This window comes from Sphingobacterium sp. 1.A.5, from assembly GCF_002734235.1.
Taxonomy (GTDB): domain Bacteria; phylum Bacteroidota; class Bacteroidia; order Sphingobacteriales; family Sphingobacteriaceae; genus Sphingobacterium; species Sphingobacterium daejeonense.
Genome location: NZ_PEBA01000012.1, coordinates 169,320 through 187,990, shown reverse-complemented (window position 1 = coordinate 187,990; position 18,671 = coordinate 169,320). Strand labels below are relative to the sequence as shown.

The following is an 18,671-nucleotide window of genomic DNA, read 5'->3' as shown; positions in this document are numbered from 1 at the left end:
ATAAAACCTTTTATTCTGCTTTAACTGCCAAGGTTGAAATGGCACCAAACAACATAAATACTCCAGCCATTGTAAGGCAATAAACCGCTTGCTGCTGGAAGACATGTTTCACCAAAACAGAACCGATCACTCCATTGACTAATTGTGGGAGGGTGATAAAGAAATTGAACAAGCCCATGTATAAACCCATTTTCTTCACAGGTACAACGCCAGACAATATGGAATAAGGTGTTGCCAATATACTCGCCCAAGCAATACCAACAGCTATCATAGGTAAATACAAAAGGTTAGGGTCTTGAATAAATAAGATAGATATTAATCCAATTCCTGAAATACCCAAAGCCAACATATGTGTTTTCTTTTTGCCAATAGCATGATATAGTTTTGGAAGAATCAACGCGAAAATAGTGGCTACTAAATTATATACTCCAAAAAGAACTCCAGTTAGGTTTCCAGCATCGGCGTAAGATGCAGATGAGGTATCACTTGGAGACAGGTGGTAAATATGCTGTGCTATTGCTGGTGTCGTAAAAACCCACATGGAAAATAAGGCAAACCAAGAGAAAAATTGGACCAAACCCAATTGTTTCATGGCTTTTGGCATATTTTTAAAATCCTTAAAAATAGAGCCTAAACTATGGCTATGGGATTCGATTTCCTCTTCATTTTCATCAAAAGACTTGAGTTCATCCGTCGTATACTCTTTGGTCGTGATGACGGTCCATAAAAGAGACAATACCAATACGATTGCACCTGCGTAAAATGACCAGATTACATTGTCAGGGACATGTCCTTGTTCTGCCACCTTACTTACACCAAAATATTCAGAAAGTACAAAAGGGAGGAAAGAGCCAATAATCGCACCTGCTCCAATTAAAAATGTTTGTACGGCATATCCATAACCATGTTGTTCTTTTGGAAGGTTGTCAGCAACAAGGGCTCTGAACGGTTCCATCGACACATTGAATGCGACATCCATAATCATCAGCATACCGGCACCAATCAGCAAAGGTGGAAGTAGAAGCGTCAGAACAGAAGCATTGGGCATCAGCGCCAATGCAGCAGCAGCGACCAAAGCTCCACCCAAGAAAAAAGGCCTCCTTCTACCCAGACGTGTCCATGTTTTATCCGAAAAATAACCGACAATGGGTTGGATCAACATCCCTGAAAGCGGAGCAACAAGCCAAAAAAGAGATAAATGCTCTACATCGGCCCCAAAAGTTTGTAGGATTCTCGAAGCATTGCCCGTTTGCAATGCAAAGCCAAATTGAATTCCAAAAAAGCCAAAGCTCATGTTGAAAATCTGCGCACGAGTAAGCCGAGGCTTTGATCTTTTAGATGTCTGTTTCATGATTTGTAGATGTTATAAATTGGTATTGGTATGTAAATTAAAAAATAATATTGTTTTCATGATATTATTTTTCCAATAATCCCAACTATGCCCGCCTTCAAATTCCTCATAAATATGGTCAATTCCTGCTTCTAGCAGCTGTGTATGCAATTTCCTGTTGTAGTCTATCAGGAGATCTTCTTTTCCGCAATCAAATCGAAATGGAACTAAAGTGTGTTTGTTGGCAACTAAACTATCTATTAAGGCTAATTCTATATCTATTTCATACAGCTTTAAATCTTCTTCCACAAAAAATGAGAATTCAGGAATGGAGGTGATACTTGACAGACCAGAAAATGCTGAAAAAATTTTAGGATGTCTACTTCCCAAGCGAATAGCTCCATAGCCACCCATGGAAAGGCCAGCGATAAAGAATTGAGAATTATCGGAGATGAACTCTGGACAGAACTGTCGTGCAGCTTGGATAACATCTTCTATAATCCATTTCTCAAAATCTATCTCACCTTGGTTGAGGTATCCCGATCCATCTCCCCACATTCCATCTGAAGGCATCAGTAGGATCATTGGTTGTATCTCGCCTGCAGCTATTGCTCTATCAACTTGCTCATGAACTCCTGAACTCAGTGCCCAGCTCCATGCACTTCCATAAACACCATGCAATAAAATGGTAACTGAAACATTATCGGGACAATTCTCAGGAATATATATACAAATGTCACCCCTTCCTCTCAGATTATTCGACTTTACCGTTATAAAACTTAAATTCTTCGTTCCAAATTCTGGATTAGAATGTTCAAATGATCTAAATTTATTTTCCATAGCCTAAAAAATAATTACTCCTTTTGCATTCTTACCTTTTAGCATGTCTTCAAATGCTTGCGGAAGTTGATCCAAAGAATATCGAGCGGTAATCATTTCTTCCAATAATAATTCACCTTCTTGATAGTGTTTCATTATGCGGTCAAAATCTTTGTTGGGATTGCACTTTCCGTACAATGGATTTAAATAGAGCTTATCCCATTCAAATAAGTTCATATCAAACTTTATCTCCTGTTCTATCCCACTAACCTGGATCGCTGTTCCTGCATTTCTGATCATGGCTAATGGAGCGGCTCCTAATTCTGGTCTTGCTGTACATTCGAAAGCATAATCTGCACCTTTGCCTTCACAAAGTTCCTTTACCTCTTCCGATATTTTTAATAACCCTTCATCTTTAGGATCTGCCAATAAGCAATGTGTGGCGCCAAATTTTTTGGCCATTTCTAAACGATTCGGATTGATATCGATCGCAATGATTTTTGCAGCCTTGCTAATCTTTGCCCCTTGGATTACACTTAACCCGACCCCACCGGTTCCCAAAACAACAACCGAACTGCCAGATTCTACCTTTCCAGCATTGACAACCGAACCATATCCTGTCATTACTCCGCAACCAATGATTGCCCCACATTCAAATGGTAAATTCTCAATGCTGATCTTTGTGACCGCAGCAGCTTTTACCAATGTATATTCTGAAATAGTTCCAATATTAAATGACCGTTCTATCTCTTGGCCTTTCCAAAGTGAACCCGAAGGATGTGCATGACCTAAATTCGTGCTATGTCCTTGTCCCGTGACAGGGGAAGATTTCTCACAGATATGATAGTTTCCTATATTACATTGAAAACAATTCATGCATGGGATCGCCCAATTCAGCAAGACCGAATCTCCAACTTTCACATGCGTTACTGCAGAACCCACTCTTTCAACAATTCCGGCACCTTCATGACCCAAAATTAATGGCTTGCCCCAATTCAAGGAATCATAGTCAGTATGACAAATACCCGCTGCTTTAATCTTTATCAGGACCTCATCCCTCGCTGGATCAGCAACTTCAATTTCATCAACAAAAAATTTGCCCTTACCATCGGTAATCGCTGCTTTACATGTTATCATCATTTTTTCGGAAATAAAAACTTAAAGGGAATATCCAACCTGCTGGACCATGCAACCTCATTGTGTGGATCCTCAGGAAATTCCTCGTATAAAACACTTATTTGCTTGTCATTATTTAGCAATTCCTTGACCATTCGATTGGTTGGAAGAAAATCGTAATCCAATTCTTTACCTCCGCAATCAAGGTAGATCTTGCTGTTGTGAATCGGACTTAAATCAGATTTGATCTTCGACATAATATCCCCATCATCAAAGAAAAAACCACTTGAAAGGCAAGCTGCCTTAGAAAAGATATCAGGATAATCATATAGCGCATAGAAGGAAATTAATCCACCCATAGAAGATCCAATGATCGCAGTATTGGACTTGTCTGTTTTGGTCCGATAGGTTTTGTCAATAAAAGGTTTGAGTTCCGTCACGATGAACTTCAGGTAATTCTCTCCCTCAGGAGTTCCGTTGTATTCAATCCAGCGATCTTTGGTATTGGCGATTCCAACGATGATAAACTCTTCAATTTCGCCTTTTCTCATCAGACTATCTGCAATTTCATCCATTCGCCATTCGCTCCCACTTAAGTTTGTATGGTCGAATAAATTTTGTCCATCATTAGCATACAATACGGGATAGCTCTTTTTGGGATTTTCCTCATAACTTGGTGGGAGCCAAACCACCACATTTCTCGTATTCCTCAAGTATGTGCTTGAAAAATTATGATGATAGCGTACAGTTCCAACTATGCTCCTTTGATAAATATCATTCCAATTGCTGGGATTGAGAACCACCGTAGTATCTTTTGTAATTTTTAGTTTGATCGGTTGAGCACTGTGACCATTTCCATTATAGAGCGCCTCCTTGAAATAAGAACCTCTTGTGATTTTAAACTCCAAATCTGTGTTCTTCGGAAAGGAATAAACCCCTTCCCATATATTGTTGTCAACCTTATTAAGGACTTTGCTTTTTGGATAGATCCAAAATCCCCAAATCCCTTGGTTGCCGATTGGGAGGATAGAATCTTGAGGGGGAGTATTTGCTGGCGCATTTACACGAATGGTCAAGTTTACATCTTGTGCATAAACCTGTATGGTAAGCACAAGCATGATTATCACTAATATTTTGTTCATCTGTTTATAAATTGGTTGTACTAAGTTATTGTTTTTCAATTGTCCATAAGCGTAAAATATTAATCTATTTATGGCTTATTTTGAAAAAATTGCTTTACATTGAAGAATATAAAAGCCATTATATGCAAAAAGCAAAACCTGAGATTTTACAGAATGGATTGCAAGAATCATTTTTGATCAGAACCTTTGGTCATGAGGCTTTTCTTGCACCTTACCATTACCATCCAGAATATGAATTGACCTATATAATCCATGGCAGAGGAAAACGGTATATTGGAAATAGGCTTGATGATTTCAGCGATGGTGACTTTGTATTGATAGGTCCCAATCAACCTCATTGCTGGAAGTTGGACCAAGATGACCCCAAGGCAAGTGCCGTTGTTATTCAGTTTACACATGAGTTCCTTGGTCAAGACTTCTTTGAGAAGCCAGAATTCTCCAACATCAATTCTCTTTTGAAGGAGAGTCAGGCCGGCCTTGGATTTCGAAACCATAAAAAATTAACCAAATACATCCTTAGGCTTCGTAAATCCCAGGGGGTAGAGCGGATCATGAATTTTCTCGAACTGCTAAACCAATTGACCAAACAACAATATGATCCCATTAACATCGGAGCATTGGAAAATGGCAACAATAGTAGCACCGATACGAATAGGATCAATGTTATCATGGCTTATATCGTTGAAAACTTCAAAAATGATATAAGCCTGGATGATGTTGCGAATGTTGCCAATTTAACACCTAATGCATTCTGCAAATATTTCAAAAAACTAACACGCAAAACATTTGTCGATATGGTTGTTCAGTATAGAATGAATTACGCTGTTCAGCAATTGTTGCATACTGATGATCCTATCAGTTCCATCGCTCTCGCATCTGGATTCAATGATATGTCTTACTTTTATAAAACTTTCAAGACAAAAATGGGCATGAGCCCCCTGGCTTATCGAAAGAAATTTATGGAGTAGTTTACTTCATCTGCCACACCTGTGTCGCTGATCCCGAAATGACTACCTCTAATTTTCCATCCTTGAAACCACCCTTATTTTCTCCATATACTAAATTTGGATTTCCTTTTTCTAGGGGAAGTTCAATTTTCTCCTCGTTTGCTGAAAGGTTTATTACAACTAAAGCTTTAGTATTATCATTGATTCTGTAAAAACTAACAACATCTTTACTGCTGTTATTTAATGACTGATAGCTGCCATTGATCAGCACAGGATGTTCTTTTCTTAACTTTATCAAAGATTTATAGGTGCTTAAGAGCGAATTGGGGTCATTTTGTTGTTCTTCTACAGAAATGCCATCATCGCTTTTCACGGTACTTGTTTCCCACCAAGGGCCAGAATTACGATACCAGTAGGCCATACCCGGAGTGTCCTTGTTCTTAGTCCATTCAAATGCCTCTCGATATGGTATTTCATTGGAATCCGTAATGCCGCCATATTTCCCAAAAAAGCTGTCTCCTAACATGCCTATTTCCTGACCGTAATAAATCGAGGGGATGCCGCCAATCAGCAAATTCAAAGCTGCTCCAACTTTTTCCTTGCCTTTGTCCTGTTTTACTGCGGTAGAAAAACGAGGGATGTCATGGTTCTCGATAAATAAAATCTGGTTTTTCCCTTGGGGAGTTTCTTTGAAGGTTGTGTCTGCATAAGCCATAATCTTGGCTTTATCCATCGTGCGAATCGCCTGTTGAATTCGGAAGGCAAACACCCAATCCACCTTGGCATCCGTTAAGTAATCAATGCCATACGAGCCCCAATCGGCTTGTTCAGCCATAATGTGGATTTTAGGATTTATTGATTTTAATGAGTCTATCAATGGCACCCAAAAATCCCTGAACAAATTCGTCAATCGACCTTTATTGTCAAGGTCATCCATCATATGGTCCAACCGGAAACCATCAACTCCATCGTCAAAATTTCCGTCTTGGTTGGGATCCAACCAGTACGCAAATAAATCTTTGTTATATTTGATCACCTCTTTATTGAGCAAATTAACAGTTGTGATTTTTCTTCTTTGTCCATCATAACCCAATAAATCGTAGATGTCAAAAACAATGGATGATGGTTTCAATTGTTCCTTGTCATCATATAGAATGTAGTCTGAAAATTTTGATTCTGGCTTGCCCAATGTTTCTTTATACCAGGGATGGTCTTCAGTAACATATTGTGTTTCCATGTCCATATAAAGTTTCATTCCTCTTCTATGCATTTCCCTTATAAGTGCCAAGTATTCTTCCTTGCTGCCATAAGTAGAGTCAATTTTTTCAAAATCACTGGAATAGTAATTATGATAATAAACGGATTCATATAGTGGCGTTAACAAAATGGAGGTCACTCCTAAATCTTGCAAATAGTCCAATTTTTGCTGAATACCAGCTAGGTCTCCATGTTCATCACCATTGCTGTCAAAAAAACTTCGTTGGAATACATGATAAATAATTTCATCCTTGATGTCATTATTAGTCTTTGTTTAACTTGACATGCGGAGAAACCAACAATAAAGGTGGTTGCCGTAAGAAAAACAAAGAGGGTCAATTTTATGGCCCTGGTCATAATGAAATAAAGGTTACAGTACAGGATTAATTTCAGAATCTGCAAGAGACCCTGCTTCTTTTCCCATTAACCATTGTTGACGGTCGTTTTCTTGCCATCTGTGTTTGGGCTCAGTTACCTTTGCACCATCTGCATAGTAAATGATCGTCATCACTGCTCTTAATTTATCAGAAGAGTTACCTGGAGCATTATGTATGGTATATCCATAGTGGAAAGTTGCATCCCCTGCATTCATATATTCAGGCTGGCTAATCTTGAATTTTCTTTCCTTTACATATTCAGAAAAGGTTTTTTCAGACTCATCTGAAATAATAATATCAGATACATTATTGTCTTTATGAGAACCAGAAGCAAAGGTTAACATGCCCATTTCGGAATTAGGAATATCAACCAAGGGCATCCACATCGTAATGGTGTTGGTGGTATCCAATGGCCAATAATTTTGGTCTTGATGCCATGGAGTAGGACCGCCGCCAGCTTCTTTGAACAATGCCTGGTCGTGATATAATCTTACTTTTTCCACTCCTAAGAGACCTGCTGCAATCTTTGCAAATCTTTTTGCCATCACAAAACGTTTCACTTCCTCATCCACACGCCATAAGTTCATGATCTGTAGAAATGCCTTGCCATAGGTATCTCGGTCTTCAAGCTTTCTTTTTTCTTCGTTATGTTTTTCGGCAGCTTCACCAATAACTTCTCGAAAATGGTCAACTGTTTCTTTATCCAGTATGTCTCGAATTAAAATATGGCCATTATTTTGGAAATCGCTTATTTCAGCTGCTGAAATAGGTTTAATCTCATCAAGTATCTGATTTTGGGTATTGCTCATGATTTATAAATTTGGTCTTTACACAAAGTTAAGTAGGAAGATCTCAATCGTTTCGGGGGAATTTACGCATCTATATGGTTTATATTATCCATTGAATATTTCATTACCTTAATTTTGATAATATTATCTCCATTAAATTAATGTAGACTTTTATCAAAGAATTAGGTTAAAGTATAGATTTTAAGAAGAAAACTGCCTTTCTTTTCGGGAACGGTTTCGGAAATTGGTCAGGGTTTTAATTTTTTTAGTTGTAATATTATGTTTTTAAAATACTAGTAAACAAATAATTAAATAAAAAATAAGATGATTTTTTGCTAAAAATAAAAAAAAGTGAAAAACTATTTTTTTTCTAACAATTCTATAATAATTTAGTAACAAACCAATAGGGGGCAAATGTATGCCTGCCGATTATAAACAAAAAAATAAAATATGATTAGGGATTTTTACTCTTGGCACTTTCGGCTAATAATTATCTTCATCTTCAGTTTTCAGTTTGTATCTGCACAACAGAATCTACAACTATCGGGTAAGGTTGTTGACGATTCCGGGAACGTTCTTGCTGGAGCAACGGTAAGTATTAAAGGTCAAAACAAACAGGTTTCTTCCGACCCGTCGGGAAACTATGTGTTACAAGGACTATCTGCCGGAACTATTATAGTTGAGGCTTCCTATGTAGGTCATTCGACATCAGAACAGACCGTAAATCTATCATCTTCACAGACTTTGGACTTTACATTGTCCTCGAATGCCGCGGAAATTGGAGAAGTGGTGGTAATCGGGTACGGTTCCGTTGAAAAGAAACAAGTCACAGGGGCTGTATCAAATGTGCAATCCAAAGACTTTCAAAAAGGGGCAATTACCTCACCGGATCAATTAATCCAAGGTAAAGTGTCCGGGGTTTCAATTACCTCAAATGGTGGTTCGCCAGGTGCTGGAAGTACTATTAGAGTACGGGGAGGAGCATCCCTGTCAGCAAGTAACAATCCGCTGATAGTGGTTGATGGAAACCCTTTGAGCGGAGATAATGTGCCAGGATCCGCAAGTCCACTTTCATTGATCAACCCGAACGATATCGAATCGATGACCATTCTAAAAGATGCAAATGCAACCGCTATCTATGGTTCAAGAGCTTCGAATGGTGTTATTTTGATTACAACCAAATCAGGTAAGATTGGAAGACCTAAGTTTACACTTTCTTCCGTAAACTCACTATCTACTATAGCTAGTCAAGTAAATGTATTGACTGCAGAACAAATCAGATCTTTTGTTAATGAAAAAGGTACTGATGCGCAAAAAGGTCTATTGGGATCTGCCAATACGGATTGGCAAGACCTCATCTATCAAAATGCTTTGACAACAGACAATAATGTTACTATGTCAGGCGGTTTGAAAAATATGCCTTATCGTGTTTCTATAGGTTATCTGGAACAGGCGGGGATTTTAAAGACCGACTTGATGAGAAGAGGAACCATGGGTGTTAACCTTTCTCCTCGTTTCTTAGACAATCACTTGAAATTAGATATCAACTTCAAAGGAACTATGACCAATCAAGAGTTCGCAAATTCAGGAGCTATTGGTTCTGCGATTGTATTTGATCCGACTCAAGAAGTTTATGACCCTACAAGTCCATATGGTGGATTTTTTGAATGGCAAGAGGGGGCGGTGCCTAACTCATTGTCTCCGAGGAACCCAGTTTCATTGTTAGAGAATTACAGAAATAGAGGTGCTGCCAAAAGAAGTATTGGTAACGCCCAATTGGACTATTCTTTTCACTTTTTGCCTGAATTGCATGCAAATGTAAACGTAGGATATGATATCGCCGCTGGAAATGGAGCAACAACAATCCCGTTCTATGCAGCATCAAATTTTGCCAATAAAGGGTTCTTCCAACGATATAAAGGAAAATCAAACAATACCTTTATCGAAGGTTATTTGAGCTATGTGAAAGATATTGAAAGCATCAACAGCAATGTTAACGTAACTGCTGGTTATGGTTACTATGATAACAAAGAAACTAAATACAACTTTCAGTCTTTTAACTCCTTTGATGAAGTGATCACTACACCAACATTTCCTGATGATGTGCAGCAAAACAGACTATTATCTTATTATGGAAGGTTGATTTATTCCTTTGCAGATCGTTATATTCTTTCGGGAACGATCCGTGCGGATGGGTCATCCAAATTCAATCCTGATGGTCGTTGGGGTATCTTCCCTTCAGCTGCTTTTACTTGGCGCATTAAAGGTGAAAACTTCTTGAAAGACAACAACAGTATCTCTGATTTGAAACTTCGCTTAAGTTATGGTGAAACAGGTAATAAAGATGGAATTGCAAACTATGGTTTTATTCCAAGTTATTACTATAGCTCAAATGAAGCCCAATATCAAGTTGGAAACCAATTTTACCATGTTTATTCTCCAATTGCGTATGATGCGACATTACGTTGGGAATCTACAGCTACCACAAATATTGGTTTGGACTACGGTTTTTGGGGCGGTCGTATCTCAGGTAGTATCGACGCCTATCACAAAAAGACCAAAGACTTGCTAGCGACTATAGAAATCCCTGTTGGTACTAACTACAGTAACCAATTGTTGACCAACGTAGGTAATATGGAAAACCGTGGCGTTGAAGGTAGCATCAATATTCAAGCTATAAAATCTGATAATTTTAACTGGGACATCGGTTTCAATATGACTGTCAATGAAAGTAAGGTAACCAATCTTACTTTAAATGAAAACCCAGATTATCAATTAGCAGCAGGTTGGATCACAGGTGGTACAGGAAACGTTATCCAATACCATACTGTAGGATTGGCTCCCTATCAATATTTTGTTTACAAGCAAGTTTATGATCAACAAGGTCAATCTATGGAAGGTGTCTATGAAGATCTAAATGGCGATGGTGCTGTTACTCCAGCTGACCGTTACTATTATAAAAAACCAGCTCCAGATTATTTTATGGGTCTGACTACTTCAATTAACTATAAAAGGTTGACGCTAAATACGGTGCTGAGAGCGAATTTCGGAAATTATGTTTATGACAATATTTCCTCAAATTTTGGAGTAGCGCGCAATATCCTCAATCCTTCACGTTTTGTTAATAACGCAACAACAGATATTTATAATACCAATTTTAACAACAACCAATATTACAGCGATTACTATATCAATAATGCTTCATTCTTAAGAATGGACAACTTAGGATTGATCTATAACGTCGGTAATCTGGACAAGGCAGGAACAGTAACAATGACTGTTAATGCAAATGTTCAGAATGTATTCACGATATCGAAATACAAAGGTATTGATCCCGAACTTTTCAATGGTATTGACTACACGATGTATCCAAGACCAAGGGTTTATTCATTAGGGTTGAACTTTGGTTTTTAATTTAATATAAGAATTTCATGAAAAGATATATAAAAAACACAATTTGGGGCAGCATGCTGATCTTGTCTATAACTTCATGTAGTGAAGACTTATTAGATTTAACTCCAAAGAATGATATAACAGCCGATCAGGTCTATAGTTCAGAACAAGGATATAAAGAAGCTTTCTTAAAAGTATATGGAAGTTTGTCCATGACTTCAGGAGGTGGAGAAGGTGCAAGTGACCTTGCTGGTATTGACGCAGGACAGTCCGATTTCTTCCGTCTTTACTGGAACATTCAGCAATTGACTTCTGATGAAACTTTATGTGGTTGGAATGACCCAGGAGTTCCGGATATGGTATATGGAATGCCAGACGCAGACAACACCATGGTCAAAGGACTCTATACACGTACGCTATATACCATTACCGTTGTCAATGAATTCTTGAGAGAAAGTACTCCTGAAAAACTATCTGCTCGAGGAATTAGCAATACCGCAGAGATTGAAGATTACAGAGCTGAAGCAAGATTTGTAAGGGCTTATCAATACTGGGTGTTGTTGGATCTGTTTGGGAACCCTCCGTTTATAACAGAAGATAATCTAATTGGTAAAGTGTCACCTGAGCAAATCAAAAGACCTGATTTGTTCAAATATATTGAGACTGAATTATTGGCCATTGAACCTTTGATCAAAGGTCCAAAACAGAACGAATATGGAAGGGCAGATCAAGGTGCGGTTTGGACATTGTTGGCTCGTCTTTATTTAAATGCGCAAGTTTATACCGGTCAGCCAAAATATACCGAAGCTATTGCTTATGCAAATAAAGTGATCAATGGAGGCTATGCCTTGGCTTCAAACTATGCTAATCTGTTTTTAGAAGATAACCACGTGACCAGTAAAGATGAGATTATCTTCTGCATTAACTATGATGGTGTTAAAACTAGAAATTATGGTGGTACAACTTTCCTGATCAACTCATTGATCAACGGCGAAATGAACCCCGCAACATATGGAGTTCCGACCGGTGGATGGGGTGGTAACCGCTCAACCAGAGCATTGCCATTATCTTTCACCGATTATAGTGGAGCAACGGATAAGCGCGCCATGTTCTTCGGAGATAAAATAGAAAATGATGAATTGGGAGAATTCAAGGACGGCTTAAGAGTTACCAAGTTTAAAAATATGTCTTCAACAGGAGTTGCTGGGCCGTCACAAGGTGGAACATTCAGTTCACTTGATTTTCCATTGTTCCGATTGGCAGATGTTTATTTGATGTATTCAGAAGCTGTTTTGCGAGGTGGTACAGGTGGTTCTACTGCACAAGCCCTAAATTATTTCAACCAGATCAGAAGAAGGGCGTATGGAAATACAAGTGGCAATGCTTCAGCAATTACCTTAGACGATATCCTCAAAGAAAGAGCTAGAGAACTGTATTTTGAAGGCTATCGCAGGACAGATCTTATCCGTTTTGGAAGATTTACAGGAAGCAATTATATCTGGCCTTGGAAGGGTGGAGTAAAAGATGGTCGTTCAATCGAAGATTTTAGAAGCCTGCTGCCATTGCCATCGTCTGATGTGATTGCAAATACCAATTTGACTCAAAACGAAGGCTATTAATATTAATAAGTAGAAATTATGAACCTAATAAATAAACTTCTGATTTTATTTTGTCTGAGCACTGTGATGCTGACTTCATGCGAAAAGGATGAGGTAAGGACAATTGCTGAGGAAGGCCAGTCGGGAAGCTTGACTAGTTCTGCTAGCACCATCAATTTAACTAAAGAAAAACTGGACGAAAAAGTCCTTGAATTTAATTATACAGAATCTAGTTTTGGATATAATGCCGGAATTACTTACTCACTCCAATTTGCGAAAAAAGGAACCAATTTTTCCCCTGCCCGTGAAGTGGTGTTTGCAAATGGTGTAACCTCTAGGTCATATACTGGTATGGAATTAAACAATCTTTTATCAGCCATGAATTTGCCTTTCGAATCCAATTCTGATATTGAGGTCCGGTTAAAATCAAGCATTTCTCCAAATATTGCAGTCTACAGTAATGTAGTCAACATTAATTCAAAACCTATTCCATTAACATCTTGGATTTACATTCCTGGAGACTATCAAGCATGGAATCCTGCAACCGCTGATAGTTTGATCTCTTTGACTGGTAACGGTATTTACACAGGGATCATAAATTTCCCAGCTAAGGATTCTGGATTTAAGATCACTACTGGAAAGAACTGGAATGTCAATTTTGGGGATGGTGGCAATGGGACAATCAGCCCAACTGGAGGTAATTTTATGTCTCCTTCTGCCGGCACATTATTGCTGACCATGGACATGAACAGTAATACATTTACCATAGAGGCTACAGGAATTTGGGGTATGATCGGTAATGCAGTTCCTAATTCAAATTGGAGCGTTGATGCAGACATGAAATTTATTAACGATGGTAAAGGGAATTGGGTGTTAACCACCAATCTTATTCCAGGTGAGTTTAAATTCCGTAAGGGGCATGATTGGGGTACCGATCTCGGAGGAAGCAACGGAACTCTTACTCTAGGAGGAGGAAATATCCAGGTAACGGAGGCAGGAAACTATACTGTGACAATGAATCCGACCGATCTTACTTTCACAATGGTTAAAAACTAAACAACAACAAATATGAGAATCATTATTGCCACAATCTTTATTTGCCTGCAATTATCATCTTATGCACAAGTGGACCGAATAGAGCCATTGAATTGGTGGGTAGGAATGAACAATCCAAATGTACAATTATTGTTCTATGGCAATAATATCTCCAATAAATCTGTTTCGGTAGACTATCCGGGAGTAGAAATCCTCGAACAGCATAGAGTAGAAAATCCAAATTATATTTTCTTGGATTTAAAAATAGCATCGGATGCCAAGCCTGGAAAAGTATCCCTAGTATTTAAAGAACAAGGAAAAAAAGACTTCGTCAGGCCTTATGAGCTGAAAGCTCGTGATGAATCCAAGAGAAAACTTCAGGGAGTAGATGCTTCAGATTTTATTTACCTGATTATGCCAGATCGTTTTGCAAATGGAGACCCTTCAAATGATAGAATAAAGGGAATGGCAGATCAGACATTTGATCGTGACAGCATGTATTACCGTCATGGTGGTGATCTTCAAGGAATCATTAACCATCTAGATTATTTGGAAGAATTGGGAGTTACAGCACTTTGGTTAAACCCAGTGTTGACCAATGACCAACCTAAGACATCCTATCATGGCTATGCAAATACGGAGAGCTATTTTGTTGACCCTAGATTTGGAGGGAATGAAGCTTACAGGAAACTGATCGACGAATGCCATAAAAGAGGCATCAAAATGGTTCAGGACCTTGTACACAATCATTTTGGCACCGAGCATTATACGGTAAAAGATATGCCAATGAAGGACTGGGTCCATCAATGGGATAGCTTTACAAAAACAAACTACCGTGAACAGGTTCATATGGATCCTTATGCTGCAAAAGCAGACAAGGATATCATGGTGAACGGTTGGTTTGACCGACATATGCCTGATATGAATCAACACAATCCTTTTGTAAAAAATTACATCACCCAAAGCCATATATGGTGGATTGAGGAAATGGGCATTGATGGTTTCCGCCTTGACACTTATGCATACAATGATTTGGATTTTATGGCAGAGTGGGGGAAAGCAATAGATGCTGAATATCCTAAGATGACCTATTTTGGTGAAACTTGGGTACATGGGATCCCGAATCAAGCCTATTTTACAAAGGCCGATAAGATTAATCAGGGTATAGATACCAAGCTTCAAGGAGTAACTGATTTCCAAGCATATTGGGCTATCAACGAAGCACTGAACGGAAAGTTTGGCTGGATGGATGGAGTGGTAAGACTTTATAACACCTTTGCAAGTGATTTTATTTATGAAGATCCTTATCGTAATGTTGTGTTTTTGGACAATCATGACCTGAGTCGATTTTTGTCAGTCGTTGGCGAGGATTTCAAAAAATATAAGTCTGGAATAGCTTGGTTGTTGACCACCAGGGGTATTCCTCAATTATATTATGGAACTGAAATACTCATGAAGAATTTCGCTAGTCCCGATGGTTTGGTCCGTGAGGATTTTCCAGGTGGATGGCCAAAAGATAAAGTCAATAAATTCACTGCTACAGGTCGTAGCGAAAGGGAAAATGAAGCCTTCAATTATGTGAAAACCTTAGCTAATTACCGCAAAAACAACCCTGTTTTGCATCACGGTAAAATGTTGCAGTTTATTCCGGAAGATGGGGTTTATGTGTATTTCCGCTATGACAATCAGAAGAGGGTGATGGTAGTTATGAACAGTAAACAAGAAGATATAAAACTCAATGCTAAAAGATTTCAGGAAGGAATTGGATCATCAACCAAAGCAATGAATGTAGTCACCGGGGCATCATTGGACCATATTCAGGAGATAGATGTTCCAGCTGTAAGTACACAGGTGTTTGAGTTAAAATAATATTATAATGGGTTTAGAAGCATGTTTATTTGATCTGGATGGAGTATTGGTTGATACTGCCAAATATCACTATCTGGCCTGGAAACAATTGGCAAATTCCTTGGGTTTTGATTTTTCTGAAGAGGAAAATGAACAGTTGAAGGGAATCAGCAGAGTGGAGAGTTTAAGGAAGATTTTAGCTTGGGGCGGAGTTGACTTCCCTCAGGAAAGACAAGATGAACTCGCAGTTTTAAAGAATGGCTGGTATGTGGAAATGATATCTGAGATGACTGCTAATGAGGTGTTACCAGGCTCAATAAAACTTTTGGAAGAACTAAAGAGTAACCATATCAAGATTGGACTGGGATCAGCAAGTAAAAATGCTAAGCTGATATTAGATAATACAGGACTTACACCTTATTTTGATGCCTTAGTTGATGGAAATATTGTCAACAAATCTAAACCTGATCCTGCAGTATTCCTCAAAGGAGCAGAATTGTTGAATGTTGATCCGAAATCCTGCGTAGTTTTTGAAGATGCAAGTGCTGGTGTAGAAGCAGCCTTGAGAGCAGAAATGAAAGCTATAGGAATAGGTGCTGAAAAGGACCTCGGAAAAGCTCATTTAGTCGTTAGTGATTTAACACATATCGACCTGAAAACAATTCAAAATCTATTTTAGTGCGTATCTAATTCATTTAATATATGAAAAATTATATCCAAGCCGATCCGTGGAATATCATAGAAGAGGGCTTTGACCCAAGACTGAATAAGATTTCTGAAAGTTTGTTTAGTATCGGCAACGGTAAGATGGGGCAGCGGGCAAACTTTGAAGAATCGTACTCTGGAGAAAGTTTACACGGATCCTATGTTGCAGGTATATACTTTCCAGATAAAACTAGAGTGGGCTGGTGGAAGAATGGATACCCACCAACATTTGATAAAGTTATCAATTCAACGAATTGGATCGGAATCGATATCTATATTGACAATGAATTATTGGACCTTGCCAAATGTCAAATTAAGGAATTCAAGCGTGTCTTGAATATGAAAGAAGGATATCTGCAAAGAACCTTTATTGCAAGCTTGGAATCTGGCAAAAATGTTAAAGTGAATGCAATCCGGTTCTGCAGCATTGCAGATGATGAAATCGGTGCAATACAATATTCAATAACCCCTGTTGACTTTGATGCAAATATTCGAATAGTTTCAAAGCTTGACGGTGATATTGCAAATGAAGACAGCAACTATGATTTTAAGTTTTGGAATGCTGTTTCAGATCGGTCAACAGATAATGGAATCTTCCTTCAGACAAAAACACTGAAGACTGAATTTGATCTCTGTGTGGGTGCTCAGACAAAACTAAAAGTAAATAATGAACCTGCTGAGAAATTAAAATATATCGTTCATCATAAACCAAAATACATAGCTGAGGAATTTTCCTTAGATGTATCAAAAGGTTTCGAGGTCGAGATTGTCAAAATTGCCTGTGTTGAATCTTCATTGAATTACAAGGCTGATGAATTAATGGCCTCTTGTGAGAAAAAACTTGTTGATGCTAGTAAAAAAGGATTTGACAATTTGATGAATGAACAAAAAGAAGCTTGGGCAGAGAAATGGGAGCAGAGTGATATTCAAATTGAAGGTGATATAAAAGCACAACAAGGGATCAGATTCAATATATTCCACTTGTTCCAGACTTATACGGGGACGGATTCTCGTCTTAATATAGGTCCCAAAGGTTTTACAGGGGAGAAATATGCCGGCGCCACATACTGGGATACCGAGGCGTATTGTATTCCATTTTACCTAGCTACTGCTCCTCAAGAGGTCGGCAGGAACTTATTGGTATATCGATATAATCATTTAGATAAAGCAATTGAAAATGCAGAAATGCTGGGCTTTATAAATGGTGCTGCATTGTATCCAATGGTAACGATGGATGGTACCGAAAGTCACAATGAATGGGAAATCACATTTGAAGAGATTCACAGAAATGGAGCCATTGCCTATGCCATTTATAATTATATCAATTACACCCAAGATTGGGATTATCTCCAAGAATATGGCCTCGAGGTATTGATTGCCATTGCTCGATTTTGGGCACAGCGTGTAAATTGGAGCCAGGAAAGGGAGAAATACGTCATGCTCGGGGTTACAGGACCGAATGAGTATGAAAACAATGTCAACAACAATTGGTATACGAATTACCTTGCTGTATGGTGTATTAAATATTCCCAAGAAGCCATGAAGTATGTCGAAGAAAACAATAAATCTCGATATGATGAAATCCTCGACAAGCTTAATTTCAATGCTGGGGAATTAGCCCAATGGAAGGATATTGAGAAGAACATGTATTATCCTTATCACGACAGGCTAAAAATCTATCTACAGCAAGATGGGTATTTGGACAAGGAGCAATGGCTGGTTAAAGACTTGCCAGCATCAGAAAGACCATTGAATCAAAAATGGAGTTGGGACCGGATATTGAGGTCAAATTTCATTAAACAGGCTGACGTTTTGCAAGGGATGTATTTTTTTGAGGATGACTTTGATATAGAAGATATCCGAAGGAATTTTGATTTCTATGAACCTCGTACTGTCCATGAAAGCTCATTGTCACCATGTATCCATAATATCCTTGCAGCGAAACTTAATGATGAATCTAGAGCATATGAGTTTTATTTAAGAACCGCTCGATTAGATCTAGATGATTACAACAACGATACAGAGGACGGTCTGCATATTACTTCCATGGCAGGGACATGGATGAGTATTGTTCAAGGATTCGCAGGAATGCGCATTAAAAACAATAAGCTCTATTTCCAACCCTTCCTTCCCGAACAATGGAATTCATTTACATTCCATATAGGATTTAGAGGAGATATATTATCCATAAAAATTAGTAAAGGTTTTATGGAAATTGTAAATAAATCGCATCATGATATTACAATAGCGGTTGTGGACAAGGAATACAGTATTCCGGCAAGTTCATCGCTGGAAATAAATTTGAAGGTTTAAGTT

13 protein-coding genes are annotated in these 18,671 nt (G+C 38.3%); 7 read left to right on the top strand and 6 right to left on the bottom strand.

Annotated elements, in window-relative coordinates:
* Positions 1-10: 10 nt before the first annotated feature.
* From CRT24_RS07845 to CRT24_RS07830, 4 genes are read right to left on the bottom strand one after another with little or no spacing between them, the layout of a single operon-like run.
* Positions 11-1,351: an MFS transporter gene (locus CRT24_RS07845; RefSeq protein WP_099370686.1), complete on the bottom strand. Its 1,341-nt coding sequence runs from the start codon at positions 1,349-1,351 to the stop codon at positions 11-13.
* A 12-nt stretch (positions 1,352-1,363) separates the two neighbouring features.
* Positions 1,364-2,170 carry an alpha/beta hydrolase family protein gene (locus tag CRT24_RS07840; protein WP_099370685.1) on the bottom strand — a complete coding sequence of 269 codons (807 nt, stop codon included), beginning with the start codon at positions 2,168-2,170 and terminating at the stop codon, positions 1,364-1,366.
* A 3-nt stretch (positions 2,171-2,173) separates the two neighbouring features.
* Positions 2,174-3,289 carry an alcohol dehydrogenase catalytic domain-containing protein gene (locus CRT24_RS07835; protein ID WP_099370684.1) on the bottom strand — a complete coding sequence of 372 codons (1,116 nt, stop codon included), beginning with the start codon at positions 3,287-3,289 and terminating at the stop codon, positions 2,174-2,176.
* Complete coding sequence (locus CRT24_RS07830; RefSeq protein ID WP_099370683.1) at positions 3,286-4,407, bottom strand: alpha/beta hydrolase; 1,122 nt, start codon at positions 4,405-4,407, stop codon at positions 3,286-3,288. Before CRT24_RS07830 ends, CRT24_RS07835 begins: the two co-directional genes overlap by 4 nt.
* 122 nt (positions 4,408-4,529) lie before the next feature.
* Here CRT24_RS07830 and CRT24_RS07825 point away from each other — a divergent pair, with 122 nt between their 5' ends.
* Entirely contained in the window at positions 4,530-5,375 is an 846-nt protein-coding gene (locus tag CRT24_RS07825) for an AraC family transcriptional regulator (RefSeq protein WP_099370682.1), read from the top strand.
* A 1-nt stretch (position 5,376) separates the two neighbouring features.
* Here CRT24_RS07825 and CRT24_RS07820 read toward each other — a convergent pair whose 3' ends face one another.
* Together CRT24_RS07820 and CRT24_RS07815 are read right to left on the bottom strand one after the other, a co-directional pair.
* On the bottom strand, positions 5,377-6,852 hold the full coding sequence (locus tag CRT24_RS07820) for an alpha-amylase family glycosyl hydrolase (protein WP_257214003.1): 1,476 nt from the start codon (positions 6,850-6,852) through the stop codon (positions 5,377-5,379).
* Positions 6,853-6,981: 129 nt separating this feature from the next.
* The gene (locus CRT24_RS07815; RefSeq protein ID WP_099370680.1) at positions 6,982-7,797 is read right to left on the bottom strand and encodes a phytanoyl-CoA dioxygenase family protein; all 816 of its coding nucleotides are present in this window, start codon (positions 7,795-7,797) and stop codon (positions 6,982-6,984) included.
* 429 nt (positions 7,798-8,226) lie between these two features.
* Here CRT24_RS07815 and CRT24_RS07810 point away from each other — a divergent pair, with 429 nt between their 5' ends.
* From CRT24_RS07810 to CRT24_RS07785, 6 genes are read left to right on the top strand one after another with little or no spacing between them, the layout of a single operon-like run.
* On the top strand, positions 8,227-11,190 hold the full coding sequence (locus tag CRT24_RS07810; RefSeq protein WP_099370679.1) for a SusC/RagA family TonB-linked outer membrane protein: 2,964 nt from the start codon (positions 8,227-8,229) through the stop codon (positions 11,188-11,190).
* Between the two features lie 17 nt (positions 11,191-11,207).
* Entirely contained in the window at positions 11,208-12,788 is a 1,581-nt protein-coding gene (locus CRT24_RS07805) for a RagB/SusD family nutrient uptake outer membrane protein (RefSeq protein ID WP_099370678.1), read from the top strand.
* 18 nt (positions 12,789-12,806) lie between these two features.
* A complete protein-coding gene (locus tag CRT24_RS07800) occupies positions 12,807-13,823 on the top strand; it encodes a SusE domain-containing protein (RefSeq protein WP_099370677.1) in 1,017 nt (338 codons plus the stop codon).
* 12 nt (positions 13,824-13,835) lie between these two features.
* Positions 13,836-15,671, top strand: coding sequence for a glycoside hydrolase family 13 protein (locus tag CRT24_RS07795; protein ID WP_099370676.1), 1,836 nt, complete (start codon positions 13,836-13,838; stop codon positions 15,669-15,671).
* Positions 15,672-15,678: 7 nt separating this feature from the next.
* Positions 15,679-16,329, top strand: coding sequence for a beta-phosphoglucomutase (gene pgmB / locus CRT24_RS07790; protein ID WP_257213996.1), 651 nt, complete (start codon positions 15,679-15,681; stop codon positions 16,327-16,329).
* 23 nt (positions 16,330-16,352) lie between these two features.
* Positions 16,353-18,668 carry a family 65 glycosyl hydrolase domain-containing protein gene (locus CRT24_RS07785; protein ID WP_099370674.1) on the top strand — a complete coding sequence of 772 codons (2,316 nt, stop codon included), beginning with the start codon at positions 16,353-16,355 and terminating at the stop codon, positions 18,666-18,668.
* Positions 18,669-18,671: the final 3 nt, after the last annotated feature.